Origin of the sequence: Caproiciproducens faecalis (assembly GCF_019448085.1) — a bacterium.
GTDB classification, from domain to species: Bacteria; Bacillota; Clostridia; order Oscillospirales; family Acutalibacteraceae; genus Caproiciproducens; species Caproiciproducens faecalis.
The window spans coordinates 241,315-266,965 of sequence record NZ_JAGFNZ010000004.1; the positions used below are offsets into that span (position 1 = coordinate 241,315).

30 protein-coding genes are annotated in these 25,651 nt (G+C 48.6%); 29 read left to right on the forward strand and 1 reads right to left on the reverse strand.

The features are described 5' to 3' along the window. Positions 1-164: 164 nt before the first annotated feature. The gene (locus J5W02_RS11560) at positions 165-2,192 is read left to right on the forward strand and encodes a methyl-accepting chemotaxis protein (RefSeq protein ID WP_219965842.1); all 2,028 of its coding nucleotides are present in this window, start codon (positions 165-167) and stop codon (positions 2,190-2,192) included. A gap of 68 nt (positions 2,193-2,260) precedes the next feature. Here the strand turns inward: J5W02_RS11560 and J5W02_RS11565 are convergent, their stop codons facing one another. Then, positions 2,261-2,497, reverse strand: coding sequence for a hypothetical protein (locus J5W02_RS11565; protein WP_141825118.1), 237 nt, complete (start codon positions 2,495-2,497; stop codon positions 2,261-2,263). A gap of 343 nt (positions 2,498-2,840) precedes the next feature. On the opposite strand from J5W02_RS11565, the gene J5W02_RS11570 reads away from it, so the two are divergent. The 28 genes from J5W02_RS11570 to rplU all read left to right on the forward strand — a co-directional run bounded on the left by J5W02_RS11570 (position 2,841) and on the right by rplU (position 25,650). Beyond that, positions 2,841-3,737: a DUF5685 family protein gene (locus J5W02_RS11570; protein ID WP_219965843.1), complete on the forward strand. Its 897-nt coding sequence runs from the start codon at positions 2,841-2,843 to the stop codon at positions 3,735-3,737. Further along, positions 3,730-4,371 (forward strand): J domain-containing protein, encoded by a 642-nt coding sequence (locus J5W02_RS11575; RefSeq protein WP_219965844.1) that lies wholly within the window; start codon positions 3,730-3,732, stop codon positions 4,369-4,371. The genes J5W02_RS11570 and J5W02_RS11575 overlap by 8 nt, the downstream gene beginning before the upstream one ends. Before the next feature lie 22 nt (positions 4,372-4,393). Then, positions 4,394-4,927 carry a hypothetical protein gene (locus J5W02_RS11580; RefSeq protein ID WP_255575713.1) on the forward strand — a complete coding sequence of 178 codons (534 nt, stop codon included), beginning with the start codon at positions 4,394-4,396 and terminating at the stop codon, positions 4,925-4,927. 153 nt (positions 4,928-5,080) lie between these two features. Continuing rightward, the gene (locus J5W02_RS11585) at positions 5,081-5,965 is read left to right on the forward strand and encodes a MurR/RpiR family transcriptional regulator (protein ID WP_219965845.1); all 885 of its coding nucleotides are present in this window, start codon (positions 5,081-5,083) and stop codon (positions 5,963-5,965) included. Beyond that, the gene (locus J5W02_RS11590) at positions 5,937-7,205 is read left to right on the forward strand and encodes a BaiN/RdsA family NAD(P)/FAD-dependent oxidoreductase (RefSeq protein ID WP_219965846.1); all 1,269 of its coding nucleotides are present in this window, start codon (positions 5,937-5,939) and stop codon (positions 7,203-7,205) included. The genes J5W02_RS11585 and J5W02_RS11590 overlap by 29 nt, the downstream gene beginning before the upstream one ends. Further along, complete coding sequence (gene cmk, locus J5W02_RS11595) at positions 7,202-7,876, forward strand: (d)CMP kinase (RefSeq protein WP_219965847.1); 675 nt, start codon at positions 7,202-7,204, stop codon at positions 7,874-7,876. The genes J5W02_RS11590 and cmk overlap by 4 nt, the downstream gene beginning before the upstream one ends. A 13-nt stretch (positions 7,877-7,889) precedes the next feature. Further along, positions 7,890-8,525 (forward strand): lysophospholipid acyltransferase family protein, encoded by a 636-nt coding sequence (locus J5W02_RS11600; RefSeq protein WP_219965848.1) that lies wholly within the window; start codon positions 7,890-7,892, stop codon positions 8,523-8,525. A gap of 1 nt (position 8,526) precedes the next feature. Continuing rightward, positions 8,527-9,129 carry a lysophospholipid acyltransferase family protein gene (locus J5W02_RS11605; RefSeq protein WP_219965849.1) on the forward strand — a complete coding sequence of 201 codons (603 nt, stop codon included), beginning with the start codon at positions 8,527-8,529 and terminating at the stop codon, positions 9,127-9,129. Continuing rightward, positions 9,126-11,096, forward strand: a complete 1,971-nt coding sequence (locus J5W02_RS11610; RefSeq protein ID WP_219965850.1) for a bifunctional 4-hydroxy-3-methylbut-2-enyl diphosphate reductase/30S ribosomal protein S1 — start codon at positions 9,126-9,128, stop codon at positions 11,094-11,096. The genes J5W02_RS11605 and J5W02_RS11610 overlap by 4 nt, the downstream gene beginning before the upstream one ends. Before the next feature lie 115 nt (positions 11,097-11,211). After that, positions 11,212-11,859: a sporulation protein YunB gene (yunB, locus tag J5W02_RS11615; RefSeq protein ID WP_219965851.1), complete on the forward strand. Its 648-nt coding sequence runs from the start codon at positions 11,212-11,214 to the stop codon at positions 11,857-11,859. A gap of 34 nt (positions 11,860-11,893) precedes the next feature. Continuing rightward, a complete protein-coding gene (gene ligA, locus J5W02_RS11620; RefSeq protein ID WP_219965916.1) occupies positions 11,894-13,876 on the forward strand; it encodes an NAD-dependent DNA ligase LigA in 1,983 nt (660 codons plus the stop codon). A gap of 252 nt (positions 13,877-14,128) precedes the next feature. Then, complete coding sequence (locus J5W02_RS11625) at positions 14,129-14,575, forward strand: DUF2975 domain-containing protein (protein ID WP_219965852.1); 447 nt, start codon at positions 14,129-14,131, stop codon at positions 14,573-14,575. 13 nt (positions 14,576-14,588) lie between these two features. Next, positions 14,589-14,798, forward strand: coding sequence for a helix-turn-helix domain-containing protein (locus tag J5W02_RS11630; RefSeq protein ID WP_219965853.1), 210 nt, complete (start codon positions 14,589-14,591; stop codon positions 14,796-14,798). Between the two features lie 11 nt (positions 14,799-14,809). Then, on the forward strand, positions 14,810-16,384 hold the full coding sequence (locus tag J5W02_RS11635; protein ID WP_219965854.1) for a DUF4153 domain-containing protein: 1,575 nt from the start codon (positions 14,810-14,812) through the stop codon (positions 16,382-16,384). Between the two features lie 106 nt (positions 16,385-16,490). Then, entirely contained in the window at positions 16,491-17,510 is a 1,020-nt protein-coding gene (locus tag J5W02_RS11640; protein ID WP_219965855.1) for a stage III sporulation protein AA, read from the forward strand. After that, complete coding sequence (locus J5W02_RS11645; protein ID WP_255575714.1) at positions 17,497-17,937, forward strand: stage III sporulation protein AB; 441 nt, start codon at positions 17,497-17,499, stop codon at positions 17,935-17,937. The genes J5W02_RS11640 and J5W02_RS11645 overlap by 14 nt, the downstream gene beginning before the upstream one ends. Before the next feature lie 17 nt (positions 17,938-17,954). Continuing rightward, positions 17,955-18,149, forward strand: coding sequence for a stage III sporulation protein AC (gene spoIIIAC / locus J5W02_RS11650; protein WP_219965917.1), 195 nt, complete (start codon positions 17,955-17,957; stop codon positions 18,147-18,149). 8 nt (positions 18,150-18,157) lie between these two features. Next, positions 18,158-18,541 carry a SpoIIIAC/SpoIIIAD family protein gene (locus J5W02_RS11655; RefSeq protein ID WP_255575715.1) on the forward strand — a complete coding sequence of 128 codons (384 nt, stop codon included), beginning with the start codon at positions 18,158-18,160 and terminating at the stop codon, positions 18,539-18,541. A 2-nt stretch (positions 18,542-18,543) separates the two neighbouring features. Next, positions 18,544-19,686 carry a stage III sporulation protein AE gene (locus J5W02_RS11660; RefSeq protein WP_219965858.1) on the forward strand — a complete coding sequence of 381 codons (1,143 nt, stop codon included), beginning with the start codon at positions 18,544-18,546 and terminating at the stop codon, positions 19,684-19,686. Further along, positions 19,683-20,162, forward strand: coding sequence for a stage III sporulation protein AF (locus J5W02_RS11665; protein WP_219965859.1), 480 nt, complete (start codon positions 19,683-19,685; stop codon positions 20,160-20,162). Before J5W02_RS11660 ends, J5W02_RS11665 begins: the two co-directional genes overlap by 4 nt. Beyond that, on the forward strand, positions 20,149-20,742 hold the full coding sequence (locus J5W02_RS11670) for a stage III sporulation protein AG (RefSeq protein ID WP_219965860.1): 594 nt from the start codon (positions 20,149-20,151) through the stop codon (positions 20,740-20,742). The genes J5W02_RS11665 and J5W02_RS11670 overlap by 14 nt, the downstream gene beginning before the upstream one ends. 24 nt (positions 20,743-20,766) lie before the next feature. Continuing rightward, positions 20,767-21,345, forward strand: a complete 579-nt coding sequence (locus J5W02_RS11675; protein WP_219965861.1) for a SpoIIIAH-like family protein — start codon at positions 20,767-20,769, stop codon at positions 21,343-21,345. A gap of 212 nt (positions 21,346-21,557) precedes the next feature. Then, positions 21,558-21,980, forward strand: coding sequence for a transcription antitermination factor NusB (nusB, locus tag J5W02_RS11680; protein ID WP_219965862.1), 423 nt, complete (start codon positions 21,558-21,560; stop codon positions 21,978-21,980). Beyond that, positions 21,964-22,896 (forward strand): tRNA (adenosine(37)-N6)-threonylcarbamoyltransferase complex transferase subunit TsaD, encoded by a 933-nt coding sequence (locus J5W02_RS11685; protein ID WP_219965863.1) that lies wholly within the window; start codon positions 21,964-21,966, stop codon positions 22,894-22,896. Before nusB ends, J5W02_RS11685 begins: the two co-directional genes overlap by 17 nt. A gap of 5 nt (positions 22,897-22,901) precedes the next feature. Continuing rightward, positions 22,902-24,122 carry an exodeoxyribonuclease VII large subunit gene (gene xseA / locus J5W02_RS11690; protein ID WP_219965864.1) on the forward strand — a complete coding sequence of 407 codons (1,221 nt, stop codon included), beginning with the start codon at positions 22,902-22,904 and terminating at the stop codon, positions 24,120-24,122. Next, positions 24,115-24,330, forward strand: a complete 216-nt coding sequence (xseB, locus tag J5W02_RS11695; protein WP_219965865.1) for an exodeoxyribonuclease VII small subunit — start codon at positions 24,115-24,117, stop codon at positions 24,328-24,330. The genes xseA and xseB overlap by 8 nt, the downstream gene beginning before the upstream one ends. Further along, complete coding sequence (locus J5W02_RS11700; protein WP_219965866.1) at positions 24,323-25,210, forward strand: polyprenyl synthetase family protein; 888 nt, start codon at positions 24,323-24,325, stop codon at positions 25,208-25,210. Before xseB ends, J5W02_RS11700 begins: the two co-directional genes overlap by 8 nt. Before the next feature lie 131 nt (positions 25,211-25,341). Continuing rightward, positions 25,342-25,650, forward strand: coding sequence for a 50S ribosomal protein L21 (rplU, locus tag J5W02_RS11705; RefSeq protein ID WP_219965867.1), 309 nt, complete (start codon positions 25,342-25,344; stop codon positions 25,648-25,650). Position 25,651: the final 1 nt, after the last annotated feature.

Genomic DNA, 25,651 nt, shown 5'->3' on the forward strand with positions numbered 1-25,651 from the left:
GCTTTTTTAATATTGATTTGCTTCATTTTATGCAAAAAATGTCGATATATAACATTAATCATTCGGCTGAGTTAAAAGCACTGATGCGGCAGATCAGAGATCAATGCGGTTGAGAGGAGAAAATAATGAAAAAGATGAAGTTGCATACTTTCAAAATCCCCAAAATGAAGTTTCAAAAAATTCAGTTTAGTAAAATTCAGTTGCGTAAGATTCATCTGAAAGCCGACAAAAACAAGCTGGCATTTAAAATCCCGCTACGAATTATTTCTGCCGTTGCCGTCATGATGGTGGCGTTATGTGTGTTTCTGAACATTTACCTTTCCGCGGCACAGGAAAAAACGGTTGTAAACAATATTAATAATCTTGCGGAAAATAACGCCTATTTAGCTTCGTCTTACTTAAACAATATGCAAACCCTTTCAAAGTCGCTGGCTTTGGAAGTTTATCGCTATAAAGAGCTGGATTCCTATACGCGCGATCAGTTCATCAAGAAAGACCTGTCCGCCTATTTGGATGATACACGGATTTTTTCGGCTTATGTGGCGTTTGAACCGAATGCCATGTTTGAAAAAACCGCGGACGGCCGGTCATACTATGCCTATAAATTCGGCACACAGAAAAAACTGGATGTACTGAGCGACTACAGTACTTACAAAGATGGAGAATATTACGCGGTCAGTAAGCAAACAAAGAAACCGCACATCTCGGAACCATACTCCTATCAGCTCAGCTCCGGCGAAATGGTTTGGCTGATTACCATAAGCAATCCGATTTTAGATGAAGGAGGGAATTTCCTAGGTGTTGCCAACACGGATATTCTGACTGATACCATCAACAAACTCAGCTATGATCTGGGCGGATATTCAACCTCCAGCAACTATATCCTTTCCGCCGGCTCCAACTATATATCCAATACGGCGGACAAAGCAAAAGCGGGAACGAAGTATGACGGAAAAACAAACAGTCATGAGTTCAAAGTTATCCAGCCGCTGAAAATTGAGGGAATCGACGAAAGCTGGACCAGTACCTTCGTTGTTCAAAAATCGGAAGCTCTGAGCGAAATTACCGTGCTGATTGTTCTTGTGGGCATTGCCGGGATGATCGGGATTATTGTAATCGGGTTGATCGTCTTTTATCAAATCAGGCGGTCACTTTCTCCAATTGCCAGCGTTTTTGCGCTGTCCACTGATATGGGCAATGGCAACCTCCATTCTAATATTGAAGTACATACCAAAGATGAATTGGGTGAGCTGGCGGCTATATTTAAGGATACTTCCGGAAAGCTGAGCGGCTACATCGAGGAAATATCCGACGTGCTTGTGAATATGTCCAGTGGAAACCTGAGGCTGGAAGTAAAACGCGACTACACCGGTGATTTTGCTCCAATCAAAAAAGCGCTTCTGGAAATCATCGATTCCCTGAACACGGTATTCGGGGAAATTGAGGTTGCGGCGCAGCAGGTGGCTACCGGGGCGGGTGAAATCGCCAATGGCGCACAGGCACTGTCCAGCGGCGCCGCGGAACAGGCTGGCTCCATTGAGGAGTTGTCCGCTTCCATCAACGAAATCTCACGGCAGGTTAAAATGAATGCGGAAAACGCAGGAAACGCAAGGCAGGCTGCACAGGACGCAGAGCGGCAGTTGGATTCTGGCAAGCAGACCATAGGAGAAATGATCGGGGCCATCGATCAGATTCGGGTATCTTCGGATGAAATTACGAAGATCATTAAAACGATTGACGACATTGCGTTTCAGACCAATATACTGGCACTGAACGCCGCTGTGGAAGCAGCAAGGGCGGGAGCGGCCGGAAGAGGCTTTGCGGTTGTTGCGGAAGAAGTCAGGAATCTGGCCAGCAAAAGTGCCGAAGCAGCGAAACACACCACCGCTCTGATTGAGGATTCTGTCCGTGCGGTGGACAACGGAACAAAAATCGCTGGTAAAACGGCGGATTTGCTTAACCAGATTGTTCGGAAATCCACAGAAATCAATCTTCTGGTAACGCAGATTGCATCGGCTTCCAGCGAACAGGCTAATTTCATAGAGCAGATCGACGCGGGTGTTTCTCAGATCTCTGCGGTTGTTCAGACCAACTCGGCAACTGCGGAAGAAAGTGCGGCCTCTGCGGAGGAACTTTCCGCTCAGGCGGGACTGCTCCGCGACAGGGTGGCACGGTTCGAGCTGAAAAAGTAACAGGAATCCATAGAGGTATGCAAAAACCGCCGCTGTAACCTACAGCGGCGGTCATCATGATTAAAAGTTTATTTGCTCATCATATAATTGATAAACATCAGTTCATCTTCAGGGTTTTCTACGTTCAGTTCCGCAGAAACCGTTGAGTTTTTCGCGCTCTCCAAAAGTGCTCTCACACCGTACAGCTGACAAAGTTTGCTCTTCAGATTCAGCGTATTGCCGTCCTCAGTGATGAGATAGACATTTCCTTTTGCCTTATCCAGAAGTTCGATCAGTTTTACTACATCAATGTCGTACAGTTTCATATTCTTAACCTCCTAAAAATGGGATTTCCTTCTGAGCAGATTATAGCATGTTGCTTTCGTAATTACAATAATCTGGAATCTATCTTTTTATGTGCCATCGGTAGAAAAAATAACAGGATTTACATTTCTATTACAATAATATCATACATAGTGCACAATTGCAAGTGCTATATTTTATGCAAAAACATAGCAAAATGGAAGAATTAAGATTTTATTTGTCTATCTGTTTCCATTGGATTAGAAATTAATAAAATTTACATATCGTTCATTAAATTGTGGTGTTAAATATAGTAAAATAATATATGAATATTTCTGGATATGCTATGATAATAAGGATGATTCTGTGTTTGGTTATGTAAGACCGCAAAAATCTGAGTTGCTTGTTCGTGAGTATGAACAGTACAAGGGGGTATACTGTTCCCTGTGCCGTCAGCTGGGCAAAAGCTACGGGGGTTTGTCGCGGCTTACTTTAAGCTATGACTGTACTTTTTACGCGATGCTGCTGCTTTCGTTCCGTCCGGAGTGCCCCGGCTTTCACAGCGGACGCTGTGTTGTAAACCCGATGAAAAAATGCACCTTTTGCAGTTCCGGGGAACAGGAATTTGTTGCCGCTTCTGCACTTTCCGTGATTATGACTTACTATAAAATCAGGGACGATATAGTGGATTCCCGTTTCTGGGGAAAAATCCGTGCGTACGCCATGCTGCTTCTTGCGGCACGGGCACACCGAAAAGCGGCTGCTGATTTTCCCCAACTTGACGCCATCGTTGCCGCTTCCGTCGATGAACAGAAAGCTGCGGAGCAGGCTCCCGATTCATCCATCGATTCCTGTGCGGAGCCTACGGCAAAAATGCTTCAGCAGGTGTTTGAGTCCGTTGCCGGAACAGATACGGAACCAGACGATCCCAAAGCGCGGATCCTGCGTCAGTTCGGCTACTTTTTAGGCCGCTGGGTATATTTGATTGACGCCGCGGACGATATGGAAAAGGATCTCAAAACAGCGTCGTTCAATCCGTTTGTTATCAAATTCCGTTTGGACGATTCCAGCAGCCCCGAAGATTTGGACAAGGCAAGAAACTACGCGAATCAAGTGCTCAACCTCACGCTTTCCCAACTGACGGCTGCTTTGAATATTTTGGATTTGGATCATTTTAATGAGATCATTCAAAACGTTGTTTTGAAAGGCTTGCCGGATATACAAAAAGAATTACTTTTTAAAAAGGAGAAAATGCATGTCTGATCCTTATAAAATATTAGGAGTATCTCCAAGCGCGACAGATGAAGAAATTAAAACCGCTTACCGTGAATTAGCCAAAAAATATCACCCCGATAATTATTCCGGAAGTCCTATCGCCGACCTTGCCGGTGAGAAAATGAAAGAAATTAACGAGGCTTACGACACGGTTGTTGCGCAAAGAAAACAGCAGAAAAACGGCGGCTACAGCGGTGGTTACACGGCACCCAATACGGGTTATACCGGCCCGAACCAAACCAATTCCTACTCCGGCTTCAACGACGTGAGAAATCTGATTATGCTGGGCCGTATTGCGGATGCGGAACAGATTTTAAACGGTGTCCCTTCGGAAAACAGGAATGCCGAATGGTATTTCTTAAAAGGGACTGTCCTCTATAAAAGGGGTTGGCTGGAAGAGGCATACAACAATTTTGCCAGAGCCTGTCAGATAGACCCCTACAATGGAGAATACCGCGCGGCGATGAATCAGGTTACCAGTCAGCGAAACGGTGTTTACGGCGGCTACAATCCCAACATGCCCCGTACTGGAAGCTGCAGCGGATGTGACATGTGCTCGTCGCTGATTTGCGCGGACTGCTGCTGTGAATGTATGGGCGGAGACTTAATCCCCTGCTGCTGACCTTTTACGGGGAGGGATCGATTTGAGCAAAACTGTTCGTTTGGCGTTTTGCGGAATTATCACTGCGATTTGCACGATGGCGATGTTCCTGACCGGGCTGATCTCCATAGGAACCTATGCTTTGCCCGCGTTCGCGGGCATTTTGCTGATTGTGGTTGTGATAGAACTGGGCGCGGGCTGGGCGTGGCCGGTCTACCTGGCGTCTTCACTGCTTTCCCTGCTGCTCGCGGGGGACAAGGAAGCCGCCATGCTGTTTATAATATTTTTCGGATATTACCCGATTTTGAAAGCGTATTTTGAAAGAATTCATCAGCGTTTTTTATCCTGGCTGCTGAAATTTGCCGTTTTTAACGCCGCTATGATTCTGGGATTTTTTCTCAGTATTAAAGTGCTGGGTGTACCGGAAGACAGTTTTACCGTTTTTGGCGTGTATTTGCCGTGGGCTTTTCTGGCAGCAGGTAATTGCGTGTTTGTTGTGTATGATTACGCAATTTCATCTTTGGTGGGAATGTATTTTCAGAGGTTTCACCGGTTTGTAGGCAAATGGCTGAAGTAAAATACGGACATATTTGCACCACCCCTGAAAAGGGGAATTTTTTTTGTAACAGACAGAAAAATGAATTGAAGGGAATTACTTCCTGCAAAAACATATAAAGACACTTGATTTTTACGCCGTTTCGAATTAATATGAATAACAGGAGTTGGTAGAATGAATAATCTTTTAGCCGTCAGAATCAGAAACAGGATGGGCGATTTTTCAAAAGGGCAAAAACTGATTGCAAAATATATTGAGGAACACTACGACAAAGTGGCGTTTATGACTGCTTCCAAGCTCGGTGCTACCGTCGGTGTCAGTGAGTCAACGGTCGTCCGTTTTGCGACGGAAATAGGGTACACCGGTTACCCGGAGCTTCAGCAGGCTATGCAGGAGATGATCCGCAACAAACTTACCTCCGTTCAGAGAATGGAAGTAACGGCGGGCCGCATCGGCAATAACGACATCCTCGATTCCGTTTTTAATCAGGATATCGATATTATCCGCAGGACTATGGAAGAAACTCCTCACGAAGATTTTTATCGTTCGGTGGATGCCATTATTAAAGCGCGCAAAATTTATATTTTAGGTGCGAGAAGCTCTCTGGCTCTGGCAACTTTTTTATCCTATTACTTTAATCTGATTTTTGAAAACGTCCTTCTGGTGCAGTCGACCAGTGAAGGCGAGATCTTTGAGCAGATGATTCGCGTGGACGAGCAGGACGTCGTTATCGGCATCAGTTTCCCGCGGTATTCTAAAAAAGCGGTGAAGGCGCTGAATTTTGCCCACAACAGGGGTGCTACGGTCGTAGCCATTACGGACAGCGCGCTGTCCCCACTGGCGCTCGAGGCGGATAACCTTCTGCTGGCCCGGAGCGACATTGCGTCCATTGTCGATTCACTGGTGGCCCCGCTCAGCCTTATTAATGCGCTGATTGTTACAACTACGCTGAAAAAATCCGAAGAGGTATCTCAGGTGTTTAAGCGTTTGGAAGATATTTGGGATGAATACGGAGTATACGAAAAGGTAGATGATAAATCCATTGAACCGGCCTTATGACGCGCTGATTATTGGCGGAGGAGCTGCCGGCCTGATAGCCGCCGGAACTGCCGCGAGCAACGGACTGCGTGTCTGCCTGCTTGAAAAAAACGCCCGGCCCGGCCGCAAGCTGATGATTACCGGAAAGGGCAGATGCAATATTACCAACAGCTGCGATGTACAGACCTTCATCTCTTCGGTTCCGTCCAACGGCCGTTTCCTTTACAGTGCCATCAACCAGTTTACCCCGCAGGACACCATCCGCTTTTTTGAAGATTTGGGTCTCCCTGTCAAAACGGAACGCGGCAACCGGGTGTTTCCGCAGTCCGACAAGGCGGTAGACGTGGTTGATAAGCTGGTTGGATTTGTCAGGAGCGGCGGGGTCAACCTTATAACCGGCGAAGCGAAAAGGCTGATTTTAAAGGATCATACGGTTTTCGGTGTAGAACTGCAGGGCGGTTCTCAGATTTTGGCGAGCTCCGTAGTGGTTTGCTGCGGCGGCGCTTCCTATCCCGGCACCGGTTCCACCGGCGACGGTTATCGCTTGGCCAGACAGGCCGGCCACACCGTGACCCAGCTGCGTCCTTCCTTGGTACCGCTGGTCGCTTACGGTGAAGAATGCCGGAGCATGATGGGACTTTCGTTAAAAAATGTAGCCCTGAAAGTATTTGATACCGTAAAAAAGAAAAATATATATGAAGATTTCGGGGAAATGCTCTTCACGCATTTCGGTGTTTCCGGCCCTATGATTTTAAGTGCCAGCGCCCATATGGGCGAAATGTCACCGGGACGTTACCGTATTTCCGTCGATCTGAAGCCTGCGCTTACCCCGGAGCAGCTTGACGCCCGGATTCAGCGCGATTTTGAATTGAACCGCAACAAGGATTTTTCAAATTCTTTGTCCGCGCTGCTTCCCAGCAAAATGATTCCGGTTATGGTCGAAAAATCGGGCATTCCCGCTGAAACGAAATGCAACCAGATTACCAAAGAGATGCGCAGGGCTTTTGTGAACTTGCTGAAGGCTTACGAGATTTCCATTTCCGGCTTTCGCCCGATTGAGGAAGCAATTGTCACTTCCGGCGGCGTGAAAACCAGTGAAGTAAATCCAAAGACTATGGAATCAAAACTGGTTCAGGGTCTTTATTTTGCCGGAGAAGTGCTTGATGTGGATGCGTACACCGGCGGTTTTAACCTGCAGATTGCTTTTTGCACCGGCCGCCTCGCGGCAAATTCACTGAATAGGCAGGAGGATCACGAATGACTGCAATTGCCATTGACGGGCCTGCAGGAGCGGGCAAGAGTACAATTGCACGCCGTGCAGCCAGACAAATCGGCTATATTTATGTAGATACCGGCGCACTTTATCGTGCTGTTGGACTTTATATGTTGAAACAGGGAGTGGACACATCGGACTCTCAGGCTGTGACCCCGCTTCTTAAACAGGTTCATGTTACGCTCGCCTTTCAAAATGGCGAACAAAAAGTAATTTTGTGCGGCGAGGATGTTTCCTGTGACATTCGCACGGCGGAGGTCTCTATGGCGGCGTCCAATGTTTCGGCAATTCCCGCTGTCAGGGATTTTTTGTTTTCCCTGCAGAAAGACATTGCGAAGACCAACGATGTTATCATGGACGGCCGCGACATTGGAACAGTGGTGCTGCCGGACGCTCAGGTCAAAATCTTCCTGACTGCTTCGCCTGAGGAGCGCGCCAGAAGAAGGTACGAGCAGATGATTAAAAAAGGGGAACAGGCTGATTACAGCGAGGTGCTGAGCGATCTGAAGACGCGGGACTACAACGACTCTCATCGTGCCGTCGCGCCCCTTGTTCCCGCCGCAAACGCTATTATCGTAGACACAACAGGCAATACGCTCGAACAGTCGGTGGAGCAGCTGACTTCCATAATTAAAAAAAATCTGCAATATAATAAATGAAACTGGTGAGACTATGAAACGTACGCCGCTTTATAATTTTGGCAAGATTTTTGTTCAGGGATTCTTGAAATATTTTATTCCTTATAAGGTTAACAACACGGAATATATGCCGGAGGACGGCAGAGTAATTGTGTGCTGTAATCATGTCAGCATTTCGGATCCGGTTCGTCTGGCTTTTACACAGCACCGTCAGATCTTTTTTATGTCCAAAGCGGAGCTGTTTGAAAATAAGGCTTTGGGTCTGCTGCTCTCTTCGCTGGGCGCTTTCCCCGTACAGAGGGGCAGGGGTGACAAGACGGCGATCAATAAGGCCGCGGAACTGCTTCAAAACGAACAGGCTCTCGGTGTTTTTATCGAGGGAACACGCTCCAAAACGGGGGAGTTTCTTCAGCCCAAGGCAGGCGCTGTGATGCTTGCCTATAAATACAACGCTCCGATTCTGCCATGCTGTATTACCGCTAAGGACGGCGGGGTGCCGAAAATGTTCCATAAATGCATCGTTTCGTACGGAAAGCTGATTCAACCGGAGGAACTCGGCATTGAAAACGGCTCCGGCAGCGAATACCGCAACGCTTCCCGCTTTGTAATGGAAAAAATAGCGGAACTGCGCGAACGGGATCTGGACACTTTCCTTGCCGCGAGAGTCTGAAATGAGTCTGTATTTTTTCTGCCTTCGTCTGGCGGCTCCCTTTGCCCGCATGATTTATCGGGTGCGGTACAAGGGAGTGGACAATATTCCGGAGAGCGGAAAACTGATTCTTTGCAGTAATCACAAATCGGTGATTGATCCGCTTTTTCTCGCCGCGCCTTTCCGGCGGCAGATTCGCTATATGGGGAAATCCGAACTTTTTGACAATCACGGAAAACTGGTGCGCTGGTGGCTGTACCGCATGGGCGCGTTTCCGGTTGTGAGGGACAGTGCCGACGCGCAGTCGCTGAAAACCGCCGTTCACATCCTGCAGGACGGGGGGATTTTGGGGATTTTTCCGCAGGGGAAATGTGTTTTTGACAACTCGCCTTTTCGGCCGAAAGCGGGGGCAGCTATGTTGGCTTACAAAGCGCAGGCTCCCGTACTGCCGGTAGCCATTTATTGCGACGGCGTGATAAAGCCTTTCTGTCAGGTTACCGTCCGTTTTGGGGAGCTTATTCCTTTTGAGGAACTTGATATGCCGGATCACTCCTCCGCTTCTCTGCGCGCGGCGGCAGGGAAAATTGCGGATAAGATAAATGAAATGCTGGAGGAAAAACATTGAAAATCATGGTTGCCCGTTCCGCGGGATTCTGTTTTGGCGTGAACCGGGCAGTGGAAATGGTAAACGAGCTTTTGGATCAGGGCAAAAAAGTTTGTACTCTGGGACCAATCATTCATAATCCTCAGACGTTGGAGCAGCTTGCCGCACGCGGCGTGACGATCGTGGAGTCGCCGGATTTTGTTCCCGCTGATTCAACGATGGTCATCCGTTCTCACGGGGTTTCACAGGCAGTCTATGACAGTCTTCTGGAGAAAAAAACAGAGTTTGCCAACGCGACCTGTCCCTTCGTCACAAAAATACACAATATTGTTTCAAAAGCTTCAGCTGAAGGAAAAACCGTACTGATTGCGGGGGACTCCCACCATCCGGAAGTAGAGGGTATCCGGGGGCACTGTTCGGGGAACTGTTATGTTTTCAAAAATGCCGCCGAACTGCAGAATATGATGGATCATTTTCCGATTAACCGGGAAGAATCCCTTTGTGTGGTAGCTCAGACAACTTTTAGCGTCTCTGAATGGGAAAATTGTTTGGAAATCATAAAAAGGGTATATACAAATGCAACAATTTTTGATACAATATGTAATGCGACTGCTAAGCGTCAATCAGAAGCGGAGTTTTTGTCCAGACAATGCGATGCGATGATTGTGATCGGCGGCAGGGAAAGCTCCAATACAGCAAAACTTCGTGATGTGTGCATGAAAAACTGCACCACTTATCTTATAGAAACAGCGGACGAGCTTCCGCTGGCGGCTCTAAAAGAATCCGAATGTATTGGCATTACTGCCGGTGCTTCAACGCCGGCAAGCATTATAAAGGAGGTACTTGATACCATGTCAGAAATCAACGAGGGTGCTGGTCAAAACTTAATGGAGAATAATGCCGAGGGAAACTTCGAGGAGATGCTTGAGGAATCCCTAAAGAATTTAAATACAGATGAAAAGGTACACGGTGTAGTTGTCGGCATTACTCCCAGTGAAGTTTATGTCGATGTAGGCAGAAAACAGGCTGGATTTATTCCGGCGGCAGAGCTTTCTGCGGACCCCAACGTCCGTCCTGAGGATGTTGTAAAAGTAGGCGATGAGATGGATCTTCTCATCATGCGTACCAACGATCAGGAAGGCACCATCATGCTTTCCAAGAAGCGTTTGGACGCCGCAAAGGGCTGGGAAACCGTTACCGCAGCGGAAGAGAACGAGGCTGTTCTGACCGGTGTTGTCACTGAAGTCATTAAGGGCGGCGTTATCGCTGTTACAAACGGTGTGCGCATATTTATCCCCGCTTCTCAGGCTACTGCTTCCCGCGGCGACGCGCTGGAAGACCTGCTGAAGAAAGAAGTAAATTTCCGTATTATCGAAGTAAACCGCGGCCGCAGACGTGCTGTCGGCTCTATCCGTTCCGTACTGAAGGACGCGAGAAAAGCACAGGCAGAGAAATTCTGGGAGACCGCTGAGGAAGGCAAGGAATATACCGGTGTTGTGAAGTCCCTGACCGCTTACGGCGCGTTCGTGGATTTGGGCGGCATTGACGGCATGATTCATATTTCCGAGCTCTCCTGGGGCAGAATCAAGCATCCTTCCGAAGTTGTCAACGTTGGCGATACGGTTAAGGTTTATATTAAGGGTCTCGATCAGGAGAAGGGAAAAATTTCCCTTGGCTACAAGCGCGCGGAGGACAACCCGTGGGAAGTCCTTAAACGTGATTATCCTGTTGGCACAGTCTGTGACGCTACGATTGTCGGTATGACCGCTTTCGGCGCTTTCGCAAGAATTATTCCTGGTATCGACGGTTTGATACATATCTCTCAAATCGCCGACCACAGAATCGAAAAGCCGCAGGATGTTTTAAAGGTGAACGATGTTGTGAAAGCCAAAATTACGGAAGTTGATTTTGACAAGAAACGCGTCAGCCTTTCCATCAGAGCTTTGCTCGAACCTGTTGAGCAGACAGAAGAAGTACCTGCCGAGTAATTTTTGTTTATTGAAGGCGCAAAGGAACTCAAGTTTCTTTGCGCCTTTTTTCTGTCTTTTCACATTTTGATTCCTCCTGAGTATTATGGAGATATAAGATTTGGGAGGTGTTGCTATGAGAAGGTGGCATAGATTCGGCTATGGCAGCCGTTCACATACGCGGAATTCCTGGAAATTGCTGATTGTCATAGTTTGCTTTTTTGCGTTTATAATATTAATTGATTCCCAGTTCCGTCCCATTATCAAATCCATTACCGCCAATCAGGCGCGGATTAAATCCGTCGATACCATCAACAATGCTATAACACAGGAATTGAACAAAAACGGTATCACCTATAAAGATCTGGTTACGGTGGAACGGGACGGCGAAGGCAAAGTTTTGGCGATTACGACGCAAATGATAAAAATGAATGAATTGAAATCCGCAATTATTGCTGATGTCCAGAAGGATATCGGCGACGACGGCCACTTGGACATTGGGGTTCCTCTGGGCTCGCTCACAGGGGGAGATCTTTTGCACGGCTGGGGACCGAAGGTACCGCTCAGATTGACGCTTTCCGGTAACGTGAACGCGGATTTTAAAAGTACTTTTGAGTCCGCCGGCATCAACCAAACCAAGCATCAGATCATTCTCAACGTACATACCAGCGTGTATTCTTTTCTGCCCGGATTTGACACGACCACGGAGGTGGAAACCAATGTGCCCGTTGCAGAAACAATCATTGTGGGCGAGGTGCCTCAGGTAGTTGCAAATATTAGTTAATCTGCTATTATTAGTAGCGAGAGGATTGATTATGATGGATGTTAAAGAAGCGAAAAAACAGTTAAAAGAACTGAGAAAACAAATTGAGTATCATAATAAAAAATACTATACGGAAGACGCGCCGGAAATTGACGACTATGAGTACGATATGATGTACCGCCGCCTGCAGCAGCTTGAGGAGCAGTACCCTGAGCTGGTTACGCCCGACTCTCCCACGCAGAAGGTCGGTGCGGAGGTTCTCAATAAATTTCAGCCTGTTGTGCATACCGTTCCTATGGAAAGCCTGCACGACTCCTTTTCGGAGCAGGAGTTGATTGATTTTGACCGCAGAGTGCGTTCTGCTGTAGAGAATCCCATATACATTGTAGAACCCAAATTTGACGGCCTTTCCGTTTCTCTTGAGTACCGTGACGGCCTGTTTGTACGGGGCTCCACCCGCGGCGACGGTACAGTGGGGGAGGATGTAACGGATAACCTCAGAACGATTCGTACCGTACCGAAACAGCTTACCAGAGCGCTGCCGTTTCTGGAAGTTCGCGGCGAGGTTTATATGTCGCATGAAAGCTTTTTCCGTCTTTCCGAGCGGCAGGAGCTCAACGACGAAAAGCCCTTTAAAAATCCCCGCAACGCGGCGGCGGGCTCTCTCCGGCAGAAAGATTCAAAGGTTACCGCGTCCCGTACGCTGGACATCTTTGTATTTAATGTGCAGCAGGTAACGGGGAAAGAGCTTCACAATCATGACGACGCATTGAACTTTTTGAAAGAACTCGGCTTTGCCGTACCACCCTTCTTTACAGCTTGCTCCACGGTAGACGAAGTGGTAGCCGAAGTCAATCGAATCGGCGAGCTGCGCGGCTCACTGGACTATTCCATTGACGGCGCAGTGATTAAAGTGAATTCCTTTGCCCAGCGCGAGGTTTTGGGGAGTACCTCCAAATTCCCCAAATGGGCGGAAGCGTTTAAGTATCCTCCGGAAGAGAAGGAAACCCGGCTGCTCAGCATTGAAATCAATGTCGGCCGTACCGGCGTTTTAACTCCGACGGGTGTGTTTGAACCGATTACCCTAGCGGGGACGACGGTGAGCCGTGCCACGCTTCACAATGAGGATTTTATCCGTGAAAAGGATATCCGTATCGGCGATACGGTAATTCTGAGAAAAGCCGGAGAGATCATTCCGGAAGTCGTTTCCGTTGTATCCCATATGCAAGACTCCGTACCATATGAAATGCCCGAGGTTTGCCCGTCCTGCGGTGTGAAGGTTGCCCGTGAAGAGGGTGAAGCCGCTACGCGATGCACCAATCCGGAATGTCCGGCGCAGCTTTTGCGCCATATGATCCATTTTTCCAGCCGCGACGCCATGGATATTGACGGTCTGGGTCCGGCGGTAATCGAGCAACTGATTAAACAGGGACTGCTCACGTCGCCCGCAGATCTGTATACCCTTCGTTTTGACCAGATTGCTTCTTTGGAGCGAAAGGGCGAAAAATCATCCCAAAATCTGATCGACGCGATCCAAAAGACGAAGGACAATGACCTGTACCGTCTTGTCTATGCGTTTGGAATTCCTCATATCGGATTAAAGGCAGCGAAGCTTCTTTCTTCCTATTTTCAGAATATGGACGCCATTTTTCACGCCAGCGCGGAGGAAATTGCCGCGATTGACGGTTTTGGCCAGATTATGGCGGACAGTGTGGTTCAGTTTTTTACACTGGACAACACAGCCCATCTGATTGGCCGTCTGCGTGACGCGGGGGTCAATATGCTCTGTAAAACAGTGGTGGATGACAACCGTTTCTACGGCAAAACCTTTGTGCTCACGGGAACTCTGCCGACCATGACCCGGACACAGGCGGGTGCCATCATCGAGAAGATGGGCGGAAAGGTTTCCGGCAGCGTTTCCAAAAAGACCGACTATGTATTGGCGGGAGAGGATGCCGGCAGTAAGCTGACAAAGGCGCAGCAGCTGGGGGTAACAGTCATTTCCGAAGAAGAATTTAACAATATGATTCAAGACTGAATTTTAATAAAAAACTTTGAAAGTCGCGGAGCACTGATTTGTGTTCCGCGGCTTTTTTCGGCCATTTTCCGGTAATCAGAATTGCTTTCTGTTTTTATATTCGCAGAAAAGGAATTTGGTATCAATAGTTTGATTTGCAACATGAGTTATTGAATAACAAATAAAATATATCGATAAACAATAAATTAATATTGATAATTAGTAATCGCTGTGATATAATACAAATGAAATCACAGAGGAGGCTTCTGCTGTATGTGGAATTATTCGAAATCATTGACGCTTTCCATCTTTTGTACCAGACTGTTCGCTGTTTTGTTGGCGGTGGGCGTATGTGCCGCGCCAACGATTGTCAGCTGGTATTTCGGGGATGCACCGGCAATTCAAGCTTTGCATTTGCCGTTTCGCATTACCATCTATCTTTGCGCGGTGCCGGGATTTTTCCTGCTCTACTGTCTGAACACGTTGCTCATAAACATCCGCGCGGGCAGTGTATTTGTGCTGGTAAACACAAAAATGCTCCGAATGATCTCGTGGACTTGTATTGCCGTCGGCGTCATCACTTTTGGTTCGGGCTTTTATTACGCGTCGTTTTTCATCGTGGCCGTGGCCTGTGCCTTTTTTGCACTGATTATCCGGGTGATTAAAAACGTCTTTGAACAGGCGATCGAACTGAAAAGTGAAAATGATTTCACGATTTAAAGGATGGAAAAATATGCCCATTATCATTAATTTAGACGTCATTATGGCGAAACGGAAAATCACTTCCGGCGAGCTATCAGAAAAAATAGGGATTACACCCGCAAATTTATCCATCTTAAAAAACAACAAGGCGAAGGCAATCCGCTTTTCCACCTTAGAAGCTTTATGTCGTGAGCTGAATTGTCAGCCCGCGGATATTTTGGAATATACCGATACGGATTAAAGGAGATTACTATGAATATCGCTGAAGAAAACGGGGCCGTTTCGGTACCCGTAACCACTGGTGCGCCTGTTTTGCCACCCACTCTGGGATACAGCCAGATCCCCACCGCCAAAAAGCCGGAAATCCCGATCCCGTTTACCGGTGCGGATTCCGTGTTTGCCCTGCTTTTTCTGGTGTGCGGTTATCTTTTTGTCTGGCTGATTACGCCGGAAGGCCTGGGAATGGGTGTTACCCTGTTTACCGCCGTGTTTTGTACGCTGGTGCTTCTGTATACAAAAAGCCGGGGAAGAAAGGTTCCACGGAACAGCTGGTTCTGGCTGGCACTGGTTTTGCTGGACTCCGTCAGCTTTTCCCTGTTCACCAATGTTTCTCTGCAATTTCTTAATTTATTGTTTCTGATGGGCTGCGCCGTCTATTGGGTCGCGGTACTGACCTCCGGCAGAATGGAAGGAACCCTCGGAACATACTTTTTGCCAGATATGGTAAATCAATTGCTAAGGGTTCCTTTTTTAAATTTCGGCTGCGCCTCTAAAATTATCCGGCGTTCGTCTGTGAAGAACAGAAAGAGCAGGGTGCTTCTGTCTTCCCTCTGCGGGGCGGTGGCGGCGCTGCCGATCCTTGGGATCGTTCTTTCGCTGCTGATGCAGGCGGATGGGGCATTTCAAAATTTGGTGAAGCAGTTTTCCGCTGATGTAGATACCCATGTTGTTAACTTTCTCTTCCGGCTTCTGCCGGCCTTCCTGACCGGGAGTTATCTGTTCGGACTGCTGTATGGAAATATTGAGAAAAGGCAGGTGGATTCCATTACGGCTGAAAAATCCGCAAGGTTTTCTCAGAAATGCAAAGTGGTGCCCGTGGCTGCTGCCGTTACGGGAACAGTGCTTCTTTGTCTTTTGTATCTGGTTTTCTTCGGGGCGCAGACAGCCTCGCTGTTCAGCGCTTTTTCAGGACAGGGTCAGAACGGGCTTACGCTCGCGGAATTTGCGCGGAGGGGGTTCTTTGAGCTCTGCAAAGTCGTCATGATAAATTTTGCCGTAATTGCGGTTTCTTCCGTACTGATTCGGCTGGAGGGAGAAGAATCCCGTTTGATGAGAGTAATTCATGTGATACTTTCAGTGGAAACGCTGCTGCTGATTGCGTCCGCTCTCAGTAAAATGGTTTTGTATATCACCCGTTACGGACTGACTCCCAAACGGGTATACACCAGTTGGTTTATGGTGGTATTGGCGGTGATTTTTGTTCTCATTATCCTTTCACGGTTCCGGAAGATCAATCTGGCGCGCGGTGTCGTGCTGACCTGTGCGGTTAGCTTTTTACTGCTCTGTTATTCTAATATCGACGGAAGAATCGTGAAGTACAATATAGACCGGTATCAAAGCGGTACGTTGGAAAGCGTGGATGTGGATATCCTTTACGGCGCTCCGGACGCTGCAAAACCCTATGCCCTGAAATTATACAGAAATGTAAAAGATTCCAATATTAAAAATAACCTGGGGGTATTTCTAAGGGAACAAAGCCCGGACAAAGACGAATTTCAGCAGATGAATCTGCAGAAATGGACGGCACTCCGTCTTCCAAAAGAATAAAAATGTCTAATCGGCTCCGCAGGAAATCCTCCTGCGGAGTTATTTTTTTGGTTCTAACCCGGCCAAGTTGTCCATATCTATGTTATTGAAAGAGAGGACAAGGGATATGGATAACTACAGTGACTCAAGATTTGATTCGGCGGCAAAAGCAATCTGCGGCAGAATCGCTAAATATTTCTCGCTTTTGCCGGGCGATATAAAAAAACAGGCGCAGGAGATCCGGCTCCGCGTCAACAAACCGATTTCTATCTGCTGTACCAACGGAATCTACTTTTTGAATCAAACCGGCAGACTGGCGTGCTATCCGGGTGGCGAGACCATGCTTTCCACCAAGGAGGATATTGAAGAATGTTTCCGAAATATCTGCAGCTATTCGATATACAGCCATCAGAATGAAATTAAAAACGGGTTTGTCACGCTGGCCGGAGGACACAGGGTTGGCATCAGCGGAACCGCGGTGTTTCAAAACGGGGAGATCACCGGTATACGGGATATTTCCTCTATCAATATCCGTATCGCGCGGGAGATCACCGGGTCAGCTACCGAGCTGTTTCATTCACTGAAAAAAGAGATCTCCTCCGGACTTTTGATTGTCGGCCCGCCGGCAAGCGGAAAAACAACCATCCTCCGCGATCTTGCCCGCCAGCTGTCCAGCGGTACCTGCGGGGATATCCGAAAGGTCGTTGTGGTGGATGAGCGCGGAGAACTTGCCGGTACCTGTCTGGGGGTGCCGCAAAACGACCTTGGGGTCTGCAGCGATGTGCTGGACGGATACCCAAAAGCGGAGGGGATTATGCAGGCAATCCGCTGCCTGTCCCCGGAATTTATTATCTGTGATGAACTTGGCGGGAATGATGAGGTGATCGCGGTAGAACAATGCCTGAATGCCGGGGTCAGTATGATTTCTACCATTCATTCAGGCAGTATCGATGAGTTTCTAATGAAAAACCAGGCGGTGCGTCTTTTAAAAACCGGTGCCTTCGGCTATGTGGCGATGCTCAACGGGCACAGGGAACCGGGTACAATACAAGGAATTTACAAGGCAGGTGATTTGCTTGCTAAAATTGACGGGCGCGTTGATTCTGATAGCCACAGGAGCTCTTGCGGGGTATATGGAGTCGCATAGGCTTGCCATGCGGGTGGAACAGCTTGAGCGGTTTCTTCGCTTCGTTTCCTGCGCACAGACGGAGATCCGTTTTTCCGCGCTTCCGGTAGAGCAGATTGTGCAGAGACACGGCGGCGATTTGGAGTTTCTGCGAAAGTGCGGAGAATCCTTTCAGAAGTGCGGTGATTTTCAGTCAGCATGGAGGAGCGGGGTCGGCAGCTGCGCGAGAAGCAGCGGTTTCAACGAGAGAGATACAAAATTGCTGGAAGGATTTGGAAGCGGGTTCGGAGTAAGCGATATTGACGGGCAGCTTTCACACTGTGCCCTTTACTATGAATTAACAACCCAAAACCTGAAAGAGGCAAGGGGCGAAAAGGAACGAAAATCAAGGCTGTATCAAATGTTCGGCGTGTTTTCCGGAATGGCGGCGGCACTCCTGTTATGTTGAGGATGGAGGAATCAGAAATGGATGTGGATTTGATTTTTAAAATAGCGGCAATCGGCATTATTGTTGCGGTGCTGAACCAGCTGCTGATTCGTTCGGGCAGGGAAGATCAGGCAATGATGACGACCATTGCCGGTTTGATCGTAGTGCTCATGATGATTATCCAGCAAATAGACACTTTGTTTAAGTCTATTAAATCCATATTTGGTTTATAGCCATGAATATGATAGCCGTAGCAGGGATTGCGGTCATTGCGGCGATTCTAGCCGTGATGCTGAAACGGTACCACCAAGAATATTCCATTGTCGTCAGTATCTGCGCCGGGGTTCTCCTCCTGTTTGCAATACTGGAGAATATTACACCCGCCATCCAGCAGATCAATACCCTTCTTGCATCGGCGGGGCTTTCCGCAGAGTACGCTGCGATTTTATTCAAATCCCTCGGAATCTGTTTTTTGGCGCAGTTCGCTGCCGATTCCTGCCGGGATGCCGGGGAAAGCGCGCTGGCTTCTAAGGTGGAACTCGCCGGGAAAATTGCAATTGTGGTGCTGTCGCTGCCGCTTTTCGAAAAAATTGCCGGCACAGCCGTAGGACTGATTGGTGGATAAGGATGAAAAAAATAATCTGTATCGCTGTTCTGGTATTTCTTGCGGCGGTTTTTTCCCTGCCGGTGCATGCCGCAGCAAAACAGGATGATTACTATACCCGTCAGCTGCAGGAGAGCGGCGCGGCGGACCTTGCGGACAAACTGCCCAGCGACACCAGAAAAGCGCTGGAAAACATGGGGATTGAAGACACCAACTGGAAAAATATCACCTCAATCACGCCAAAAAACATGTTCGATCAAATTCTTTCCGTAGTAGCGGGGAAAACGGGGGAACCGCTCCGGGCGGCGGTTTCGGTAATCGCGGTCATGCTTCTGTGCGCGCTTTTGAACGGGATGAAGCTCTCCTTCGGGGAAAAGCCGCTGGGCGGAGTGATCGGTATGGTTTCCACACTCTGTATCTGTGTGATTGTCGTAAATCCGATTGTGTCGTGTATTGCGAGCGCGGCAACGATCATCAAGACGGCGGCCGGGTTTCTGTTGGCCTGTATTCCGGTACTTGCGGGCATTATGATTGTAGCCGGGCAGCCCGCTACAGCGGGTTCCTACAATCTTTTGATGATGGGGGCGGGCAATGTAATTTCTTTGCTGTCCTCCAGTATTCTGGTGCCGATGATGAACATTTTTCTGGCGCTTTCCATTGTCTCCGCGGTATCTCCGAATATCAACCTGAACGGACTGTGCGAGGCGTTCAGCAAGTCTGTAAAATGGATCATGGGTTTTTGTATGACGATTTTCACCGGGCTGCTCACCATGCACGGTATTGTTGCCACCGCTCTGGACACGACGGGTACCCGTGCGGCAAAATTTGTTGTCAGCAGTTTTGTTCCCATTGTAGGAAATGCACTGGGGGAAGCGCTGCATACCATCAACGGATGTGTCAAGATGCTGAAATCCGGCGTCAGCGCTTTCGGACTGCTAGCAGGTCTTTTTGTGTTCCTGCCGATTTTGATTGAATGTCTTGTCTGGCTGCTGACCCTGCAGGTCTGCGTGGGAATCGGAGACATCTTCGAGCTGAAGGAAATCAGCTCTTTGCTGAAAGCTTCCGGTGAAGTGATCGAGACTCTTCTCAGCATCATCCTGTGCTGCATGATGATCCTGATGGTTTCCACGGTGATACTGCTGATTATCGGAGGTGCGTCGTCATGAATGCGGTCAGGGAATGGTCGGCCGCAATTTGCATGGCGGCCCTTGTCGCCGCAATGCTGCAGGGACTGGTTCCAAACGGTTCTATGGAGCGTATGGTGAAATTCGTAATCGGCGCCTTTGTTATCTGTGCGCTGATCGTTCCGCTTGCAAAAATTGCGCCCAAGATTTCCATGAGTTTTCAGGAGGATGCAGGCAGCCCGGCCAATTCACAGCTTGAAAAAACGGTGGAAAAACAGTATTCCGCTGCCGCACAGGAGAGCATAACGAATCTTGTGGTGACAGAGTTAAATAATATCAATATAAAATGCAAAAATGTTAATGTGATTATGGATACAAACGAAGATGGCAGCATATCAATTAACAAGGTGGTTGTCATTCTGGCAAAAGGATATGGAGCGGACTGTGAAAAGGCTTCGGCCCAACTGGAAAAAACATTAGGACTGAAAATGGAGGTATCTTCCGATGAAAGCGAATGACAGCGGCTTAAAGGAAGAAAAGGAGACGATTCTTTCCAAGCTGGCGGGAAACGATTTTTACCGCAAGATTATCATTGTAGCCGGCCTGGTAGGAATTGCCTTTATCTTCCTTTCAAGCTATCTGAACAATTACCATACCGACAATACCAAAACCGTATCTTCCCAGCCAACGGTTACGGCCGAGCAGTATGCCGAAGAGCTGGAAACCAGCCTGACGGATCTTGTAACCCGGATTCAGGGAGCGGGAGCGGCGAAGGTTCTGGTAACACTGGAACGGAGCACACAGTATGTGTACGCTACGGAAGAGAAAAAAAGCAATCAGACTACTGAGGACAAATCCGACGGTTCCACCACTAAAAATGAAGCGAATGATAACACGGAGACCACTTACATACTTGTTAAGGATGCCGACGGTGCCCAAAAAGCGCTAGCGGTAACTGAGGTTCAGCCGATCATAAAGGGTGTTGTCGTTGTTTGTGACGGCGGCGACAATCCGGTCGTACAGCAGGATATTATTTCCGCTGTGACAACAGCGCTCGATATTACTTCTGTACGGGTATGCGTTATAAAAGCAAAATAATTTTAAACGGGGGGAATTCATTCTATGACTATGGGAAAGCGTCAGCTTGTACTTGCGGCTTTGATTGTGGCGCTCGGTGCGGCGGTGTACTTAAACTGGCAGTTCTCGGGCAACAATCAATTGCTTGCCACCAACGCGGTTACATCAACGGCGGACCATGAATTCGGGGAAGCCCAGCTTGCGGATGCTCCGGTGTCCGGTTCGTCCAAAGCCGCTTCATCCTCATCCTCGGCCGTGCAGGCAAACGCGCCTGCGTCCACCTATTTCAGCGAGGCGCGTCTGTCACGTCAAAAATCCAGGGATACGGCGGTTGAGCTTTTGGAAAAAGTTCTGACCGACGCAAAATCCAACGATGCGGCGAAAAAAGACGCTGTCGCTCAGGCGGCCGTTATCGCGCAGAATACTCTGAAAGAAAGTAATGCTGAAAATTTGATTAAGGCTAAAGGTTTTTCCGACTGTGTTGTCTTTTTGCAGAACGCGGAATGCAACGTTGTGGTGAAGACGACCGATTCCAATCAAAACAACGCAATTGTCATCAAAGATATTGTTTCCGGACAGTCCGGCATCTCTTATGACAAGATTAAAATCGTTGAAGTAAAATAGCGCCTGCAATTTTTGACCTGATCGCCTACATAGAATTTTCAATTCCTTTCTGTTCAGATAAAATATTTGATTCTGAAAAAGATTGTGGTATAATGTACCCGTGGATGTTTGAAAATATAATCAGCGGTTAAAACCCTCCACATAACCAGTGGGGGGTTCTTTTAATATTCTGACATATGCAGGAAAGTACGGCTGAAAAACGGAGGAAGAAAATGAAAAGACACGAGGCGAGGGAGCAGGCGTTTGCCCTGATTTTCGAAAGAAGCATCAATCACGATACAACGGAACACCTGATAGACGCAGCCGGGATGTCACGGGATATCATCATTGATGATTTTGCTGAAAAGGTTGCCGTTGGCGTGGAGGAAAATGAAGAGACCCTCAACACTCTGATAGAGAAAAATATTCGTGGCTGGAAAATGAACCGCCTTTCCAAGGTGGCACTGGCGCTCATGAAACTCTCCATCTATGAAATAATGTTTGAAAAGGATATTCCGGTGAGTGTTTCCATCAATGAGGCGGTCGATCTTGCGAAGACATACGGCGGGGCGGATGACGCTCCGTTTGTAAACGGTGTGCTGGGTTCGGTTGCAAAAGAGCTTGATAAGAAGGATGCCCATGAAACAGCCGATTGACACACTTGGTATTGACACCAGCAATTATACGACCTCCGCTGCCCTTTTACAGAATGGGGCGGTTTTTCAGCAGAAAATGCTTCTTCCGGTAAAACAGGGGGAACTGGGCCTTCGCCAGAGCGACGCCGTGTTTCATCATGTGCAGCAGCTTCCGCAGGTGCTGGAAACGCTGATTCAGGACAAGCTTTCCGTCGGTGCGGTCGGTGTTTCTGACCGTCCGCGTGACCTGGAAGGCTCCTACATGCCGTGTTTTACGGTCGGATATGGTACCGGAAAGGCAATTGCGCTTTCTCTTGGAGTACCTTTTTATACCTTTTCTCATCAGGCGGGTCATATTGCCGCCGCGTTGTATTCCGCCGGTAAACTGAATCTGCTTCATGAGAAATTCATTGCGTTCCATGTTTCCGGCGGTACAACGGAGGCAGTCCTTGTCACGCCGGATGAAAAAGCGATCTTTTCCACGCGGATCATTGCGCGGTCACTGGATTTGAAGGGTGGACAGGCAGTGGACAGGGTAGGGGCTATGCTCGGCCTTGCGTTTCCATCAGGGAAGGCTCTGGAACAGCTGGCCTTACAGACTGATAAAGCAGTTCGTGTCAAGCCGTCGCTAAAAGGAGCGGACTGTTCTCTTTCCGGTGTGGAAAACCGCTGTGCCGACATGCTGAAAAAAGGGATGCCGAAAGAAGAGATCGCTGCTTACTGCCTGTACTCCATTTTGGCGGCGCTGGACGGAATGACGGCTGAACTGCTGAAGCAATACGGAAATCTTCCTTTGCTGTTTGCGGGCGGAGTGATGTCCAACAGCCTGATTCGCAGTGCGATGACGGAAAAATACGGTGCCGCTTTTGCCGCGCCGGAATTTTCAGCGGACAACGCCGCAGGAATTGCGGTTTTAACCTCGATAAAGGGGGCATAATCACCATGGCGGACTTTCCGGTTGTACTGAGTGTTACGCAGCTGAACACCTATATCAAGTCTAAATTTGACGGAGATGAGAACCTGACACACGTCTTTGTCGGCGGCGAAATCTCCAATTTCACCAATCATTACAAATCCGGGCATTTTTATTTGTCCCTCAAGGATGAAAAGTGCGTAATCCGGGCGGTGATGTTCGCTCAAAGCGCCCGGCGTATCCGCTTTCTACCGCAGGATGGCATGAAGGTGATTGTGCGCGGACGGGTCAGTGTTTATGAGGCGACGGGGCAGTATCAGCTTTATATTGACGATATGCAGCCGGATGGCCTTGGCGCGCTGAACCTCGCCTTTGAGCAGCTGAAGACAAAACTGGAAGCCGAGGGACTGTTTTCCCCGGAACGGAAAAAACCGATTCCCGTTTTTCCGGAACGAATTGGCGTCATCACTTCTCCCACCGGGGCGGCGGTACATGATATTACCTCGATTCTCGCGCGCCGGTACCCTCTGGCGGAAATTGTTTTCTGCCCCGTGCTGGTACAGGGGGAAGGGGCCGCTCCCCAGATCGTAGACGCACTTGCTCGGTTCAACCGGCTTTTGTGTGCCGATGTAATCATTCTTGGTCGAGGAGGCGGTTCTCTGGAAGATCGTTGGCCATTTAACGAGGAAATGGTTGCGCGGGCAGTTGTCGCTTCTAAGATTCCGGTTATTTCCGCAGTTGGGCATGAAACCGATTTTACCATCTGTGACTTTGTGGCCGACCTTCGTGCGCCAACCCCGTCCGCAGCCGCGGAACTCGCAGTGCCCGATTGCGCGGAATTGGAATACACAATCCGCTATGATCTTTCGCGCCTGAAGAAAATTATGCATAAGAAGCTTGACGAACTGAAGCAGAATTTAAATGCGCTTACCTCAGGCTACATTTTTAAAAATCCTTTGAATTTGATTGAATTGGAGCGGATTCGTACCGACCAGCTTACTGCAAGGCTCAACGGATCTATGAGCAGGAAAACGGCGGATGCCCGGGCTGCGCTTTCGTCAGTCAGCGGCAGGCTGAACGCCTTAAGCCCGCTGGCCACTCTTTCCCGGGGATATTCGATTGTATATGGTCAGGACGGACATGTTGTCACCCGCGCTTCTAATCTGAAAACGGGTGAGCGAATTTCGGTGCTTCTGAAGGAAGGAACACTTGGCTGTGTAGTTGACAGCGTGGAGGAAAAACATGAATAAGAAAATGACCTTTGAAGACGCCATGACGAAGCTGGGCGAAATCGTTGACCGGCTGGAAAACGGCAATGAGTCGCTTGACAGTTCCCTGAAACTGTTTGAGGAAGGCTCCGCACTTGCTGCCCTGTGTTACGGAAAACTGGAAGGCGCCGAGCAGAAAATCAGACAGATATCCGAATTTGAAGAAGCCGGCGGTGACAAAAATGCTTAACTTAAGGGAGAAGCATCTGCTCGAAAGGATAGACGCCAAACTGGCGGAATATCTTCCTGAGGAAGATATCATACAGGCCGACCTGATTCAAGCCATGCGATACAGTTTGCTGGGAGAAGGCAAACGAATCCGGCCGATTCTTGTGCTGGAATTCTGCAGGCTTTGCGGAGGAGAGGAAAATGCCGCACTGCCGTTTGCCTGCGCGGTTGAAATGATTCATACCTATTCGCTGATTCACGACGATCTCCCCTGCATGGATAACGACGACATGCGTCGCGGACGCCCGTCCAACCACAAGGTGTTTGGCGAAGACACCGCCCTGCTGGCGGGAGATGCGCTGCTGACCATGGCGTTTGAAGTGATGCTTTCCGAAGAAGCTGTGCGGCTTGCCGGGGCCGGGCGCGCTGCGAAGGCGGCGGGATACCTTGCACGCGCTGCCGGTGCGTACGGAATGGTAGGGGGTCAGGTGATTGACCTGATGAGCGAAGGGCGAGCCATTTCGCTGGAAACCCTCAAAAAGATGGATGAGAATAAAACCGGGGCGCTGATTCTGGCATCCGCACAGATGGGCTGTGCCCTTGCAGGCGCGGATAACAAACAGATGCAGGCTGCGGAAAGCTACGCAAAGGCAATCGGCCTTGCGTTCCAGATCGTAGACGACATTCTGGATGTAACAGGGGATACCGAAACACTGGGCAAACCGGTCGGCAGTGACAATGAAAATCAAAAGAGCACCTATGTTTCTCTGATGGGGCTGGAAGACGCGGCGAAAGCCGCCGATGAACTGACGGTACAGGCAGTGGAGGCGCTTAGCTGCTTTGGAGAAAAAGCAGATTATCTCATTGAGTTTGCCAAAAAGCTGGCCGTTCGCAGAAAGTAAGGAATTTTACCGTATTTATTGACAAAATTGACGGAATATGATAATATTGTTAAGCCGCATATTACGGGCTTTATAAGTGGGAAACCCGCCCGATGATAGCGAGTTTAGAGAAAAGGCAGGACCTTTCATTCATGTTTGCAGTAATTGAAACAGGCGGCAAGCAGTACAAGGTACAGAATGACGATGTCATTTATATTGAGAAGCTTGCAGCAGAAGAAAATTCTTCCGTCGATTTTAAAGTGGTTGCACTTGGCGGCGACGACGGACTCAAAGTGGGCGCACCTTATGTTGAGGGAGCTACCGTAACCGGTAACGTTCTCAAAAATGGTAAGGGAAAGAAAATTACAGTCTTCACTTACAAATCCAAAAAGAGCGAAAAGCGCAAAATGGGTCACAGACAGCCCTATACCAAAGTACAGATTACCGCAATTAACGCTTAAT

What these genes read in the sequence shown, in the direction of transcription:
- J5W02_RS11560 (WP_219965842.1), top strand. Translation starts at nt 165, where the DNA reads ATGAAGTTTCAAAAAATTCAGTTTAGTAAAATTCAGTTGCGTAAGATT.
- rplU (WP_219965867.1), top strand. Translation starts at nt 25,342, where the DNA reads ATGTTTGCAGTAATTGAAACAGGCGGCAAGCAGTACAAGGTACAGAAT.
- J5W02_RS11630 (WP_219965853.1), top strand. Translation starts at nt 14,589, where the DNA reads ATGCCCATTATCATTAATTTAGACGTCATTATGGCGAAACGGAAAATC.
- J5W02_RS11575 (WP_219965844.1), top strand. Translation starts at nt 3,730, where the DNA reads ATGTCTGATCCTTATAAAATATTAGGAGTATCTCCAAGCGCGACAGAT.
- J5W02_RS11590 (WP_219965846.1), top strand. Translation starts at nt 5,937, where the DNA reads ATGATAAATCCATTGAACCGGCCTTATGACGCGCTGATTATTGGCGGA.
- J5W02_RS11670 (WP_219965860.1), top strand. Translation starts at nt 20,149, where the DNA reads ATGAAAGCGAATGACAGCGGCTTAAAGGAAGAAAAGGAGACGATTCTT.
- J5W02_RS11655 (WP_255575715.1), top strand. Translation starts at nt 18,158, where the DNA reads ATGATAGCCGTAGCAGGGATTGCGGTCATTGCGGCGATTCTAGCCGTG.
- spoIIIAC (WP_219965917.1), top strand. Translation starts at nt 17,955, where the DNA reads ATGGATGTGGATTTGATTTTTAAAATAGCGGCAATCGGCATTATTGTT.
- J5W02_RS11645 (WP_255575714.1), top strand. Translation starts at nt 17,497, where the DNA reads ATGGAGTCGCATAGGCTTGCCATGCGGGTGGAACAGCTTGAGCGGTTT.
- J5W02_RS11605 (WP_219965849.1), top strand. Translation starts at nt 8,527, where the DNA reads ATGAGTCTGTATTTTTTCTGCCTTCGTCTGGCGGCTCCCTTTGCCCGC.
- J5W02_RS11625 (WP_219965852.1), top strand. Translation starts at nt 14,129, where the DNA reads ATGTGGAATTATTCGAAATCATTGACGCTTTCCATCTTTTGTACCAGA.
- J5W02_RS11700 (WP_219965866.1), top strand. Translation starts at nt 24,323, where the DNA reads ATGCTTAACTTAAGGGAGAAGCATCTGCTCGAAAGGATAGACGCCAAA.
- J5W02_RS11585 (WP_219965845.1), top strand. Translation starts at nt 5,081, where the DNA reads ATGAATAATCTTTTAGCCGTCAGAATCAGAAACAGGATGGGCGATTTT.
- J5W02_RS11600 (WP_219965848.1), top strand. Translation starts at nt 7,890, where the DNA reads ATGAAACGTACGCCGCTTTATAATTTTGGCAAGATTTTTGTTCAGGGA.
- J5W02_RS11660 (WP_219965858.1), top strand. Translation starts at nt 18,544, where the DNA reads ATGAAAAAAATAATCTGTATCGCTGTTCTGGTATTTCTTGCGGCGGTT.
- J5W02_RS11640 (WP_219965855.1), top strand. Translation starts at nt 16,491, where the DNA reads ATGGATAACTACAGTGACTCAAGATTTGATTCGGCGGCAAAAGCAATC.
- J5W02_RS11665 (WP_219965859.1), top strand. Translation starts at nt 19,683, where the DNA reads ATGAATGCGGTCAGGGAATGGTCGGCCGCAATTTGCATGGCGGCCCTT.
- xseB (WP_219965865.1), top strand. Translation starts at nt 24,115, where the DNA reads ATGAATAAGAAAATGACCTTTGAAGACGCCATGACGAAGCTGGGCGAA.
- yunB (WP_219965851.1), top strand. Translation starts at nt 11,212, where the DNA reads ATGAGAAGGTGGCATAGATTCGGCTATGGCAGCCGTTCACATACGCGG.
- ligA (WP_219965916.1), top strand. Translation starts at nt 11,894, where the DNA reads ATGGATGTTAAAGAAGCGAAAAAACAGTTAAAAGAACTGAGAAAACAA.
- J5W02_RS11675 (WP_219965861.1), top strand. Translation starts at nt 20,767, where the DNA reads ATGACTATGGGAAAGCGTCAGCTTGTACTTGCGGCTTTGATTGTGGCG.
- cmk (WP_219965847.1), top strand. Translation starts at nt 7,202, where the DNA reads ATGACTGCAATTGCCATTGACGGGCCTGCAGGAGCGGGCAAGAGTACA.
- xseA (WP_219965864.1), top strand. Translation starts at nt 22,902, where the DNA reads ATGGCGGACTTTCCGGTTGTACTGAGTGTTACGCAGCTGAACACCTAT.
- J5W02_RS11565 (WP_141825118.1), bottom strand. Translation starts at nt 2,497, where the DNA reads ATGAAACTGTACGACATTGATGTAGTAAAACTGATCGAACTTCTGGAT.
- J5W02_RS11685 (WP_219965863.1), top strand. Translation starts at nt 21,964, where the DNA reads ATGAAACAGCCGATTGACACACTTGGTATTGACACCAGCAATTATACG.
- J5W02_RS11635 (WP_219965854.1), top strand. Translation starts at nt 14,810, where the DNA reads ATGAATATCGCTGAAGAAAACGGGGCCGTTTCGGTACCCGTAACCACT.
- nusB (WP_219965862.1), top strand. Translation starts at nt 21,558, where the DNA reads ATGAAAAGACACGAGGCGAGGGAGCAGGCGTTTGCCCTGATTTTCGAA.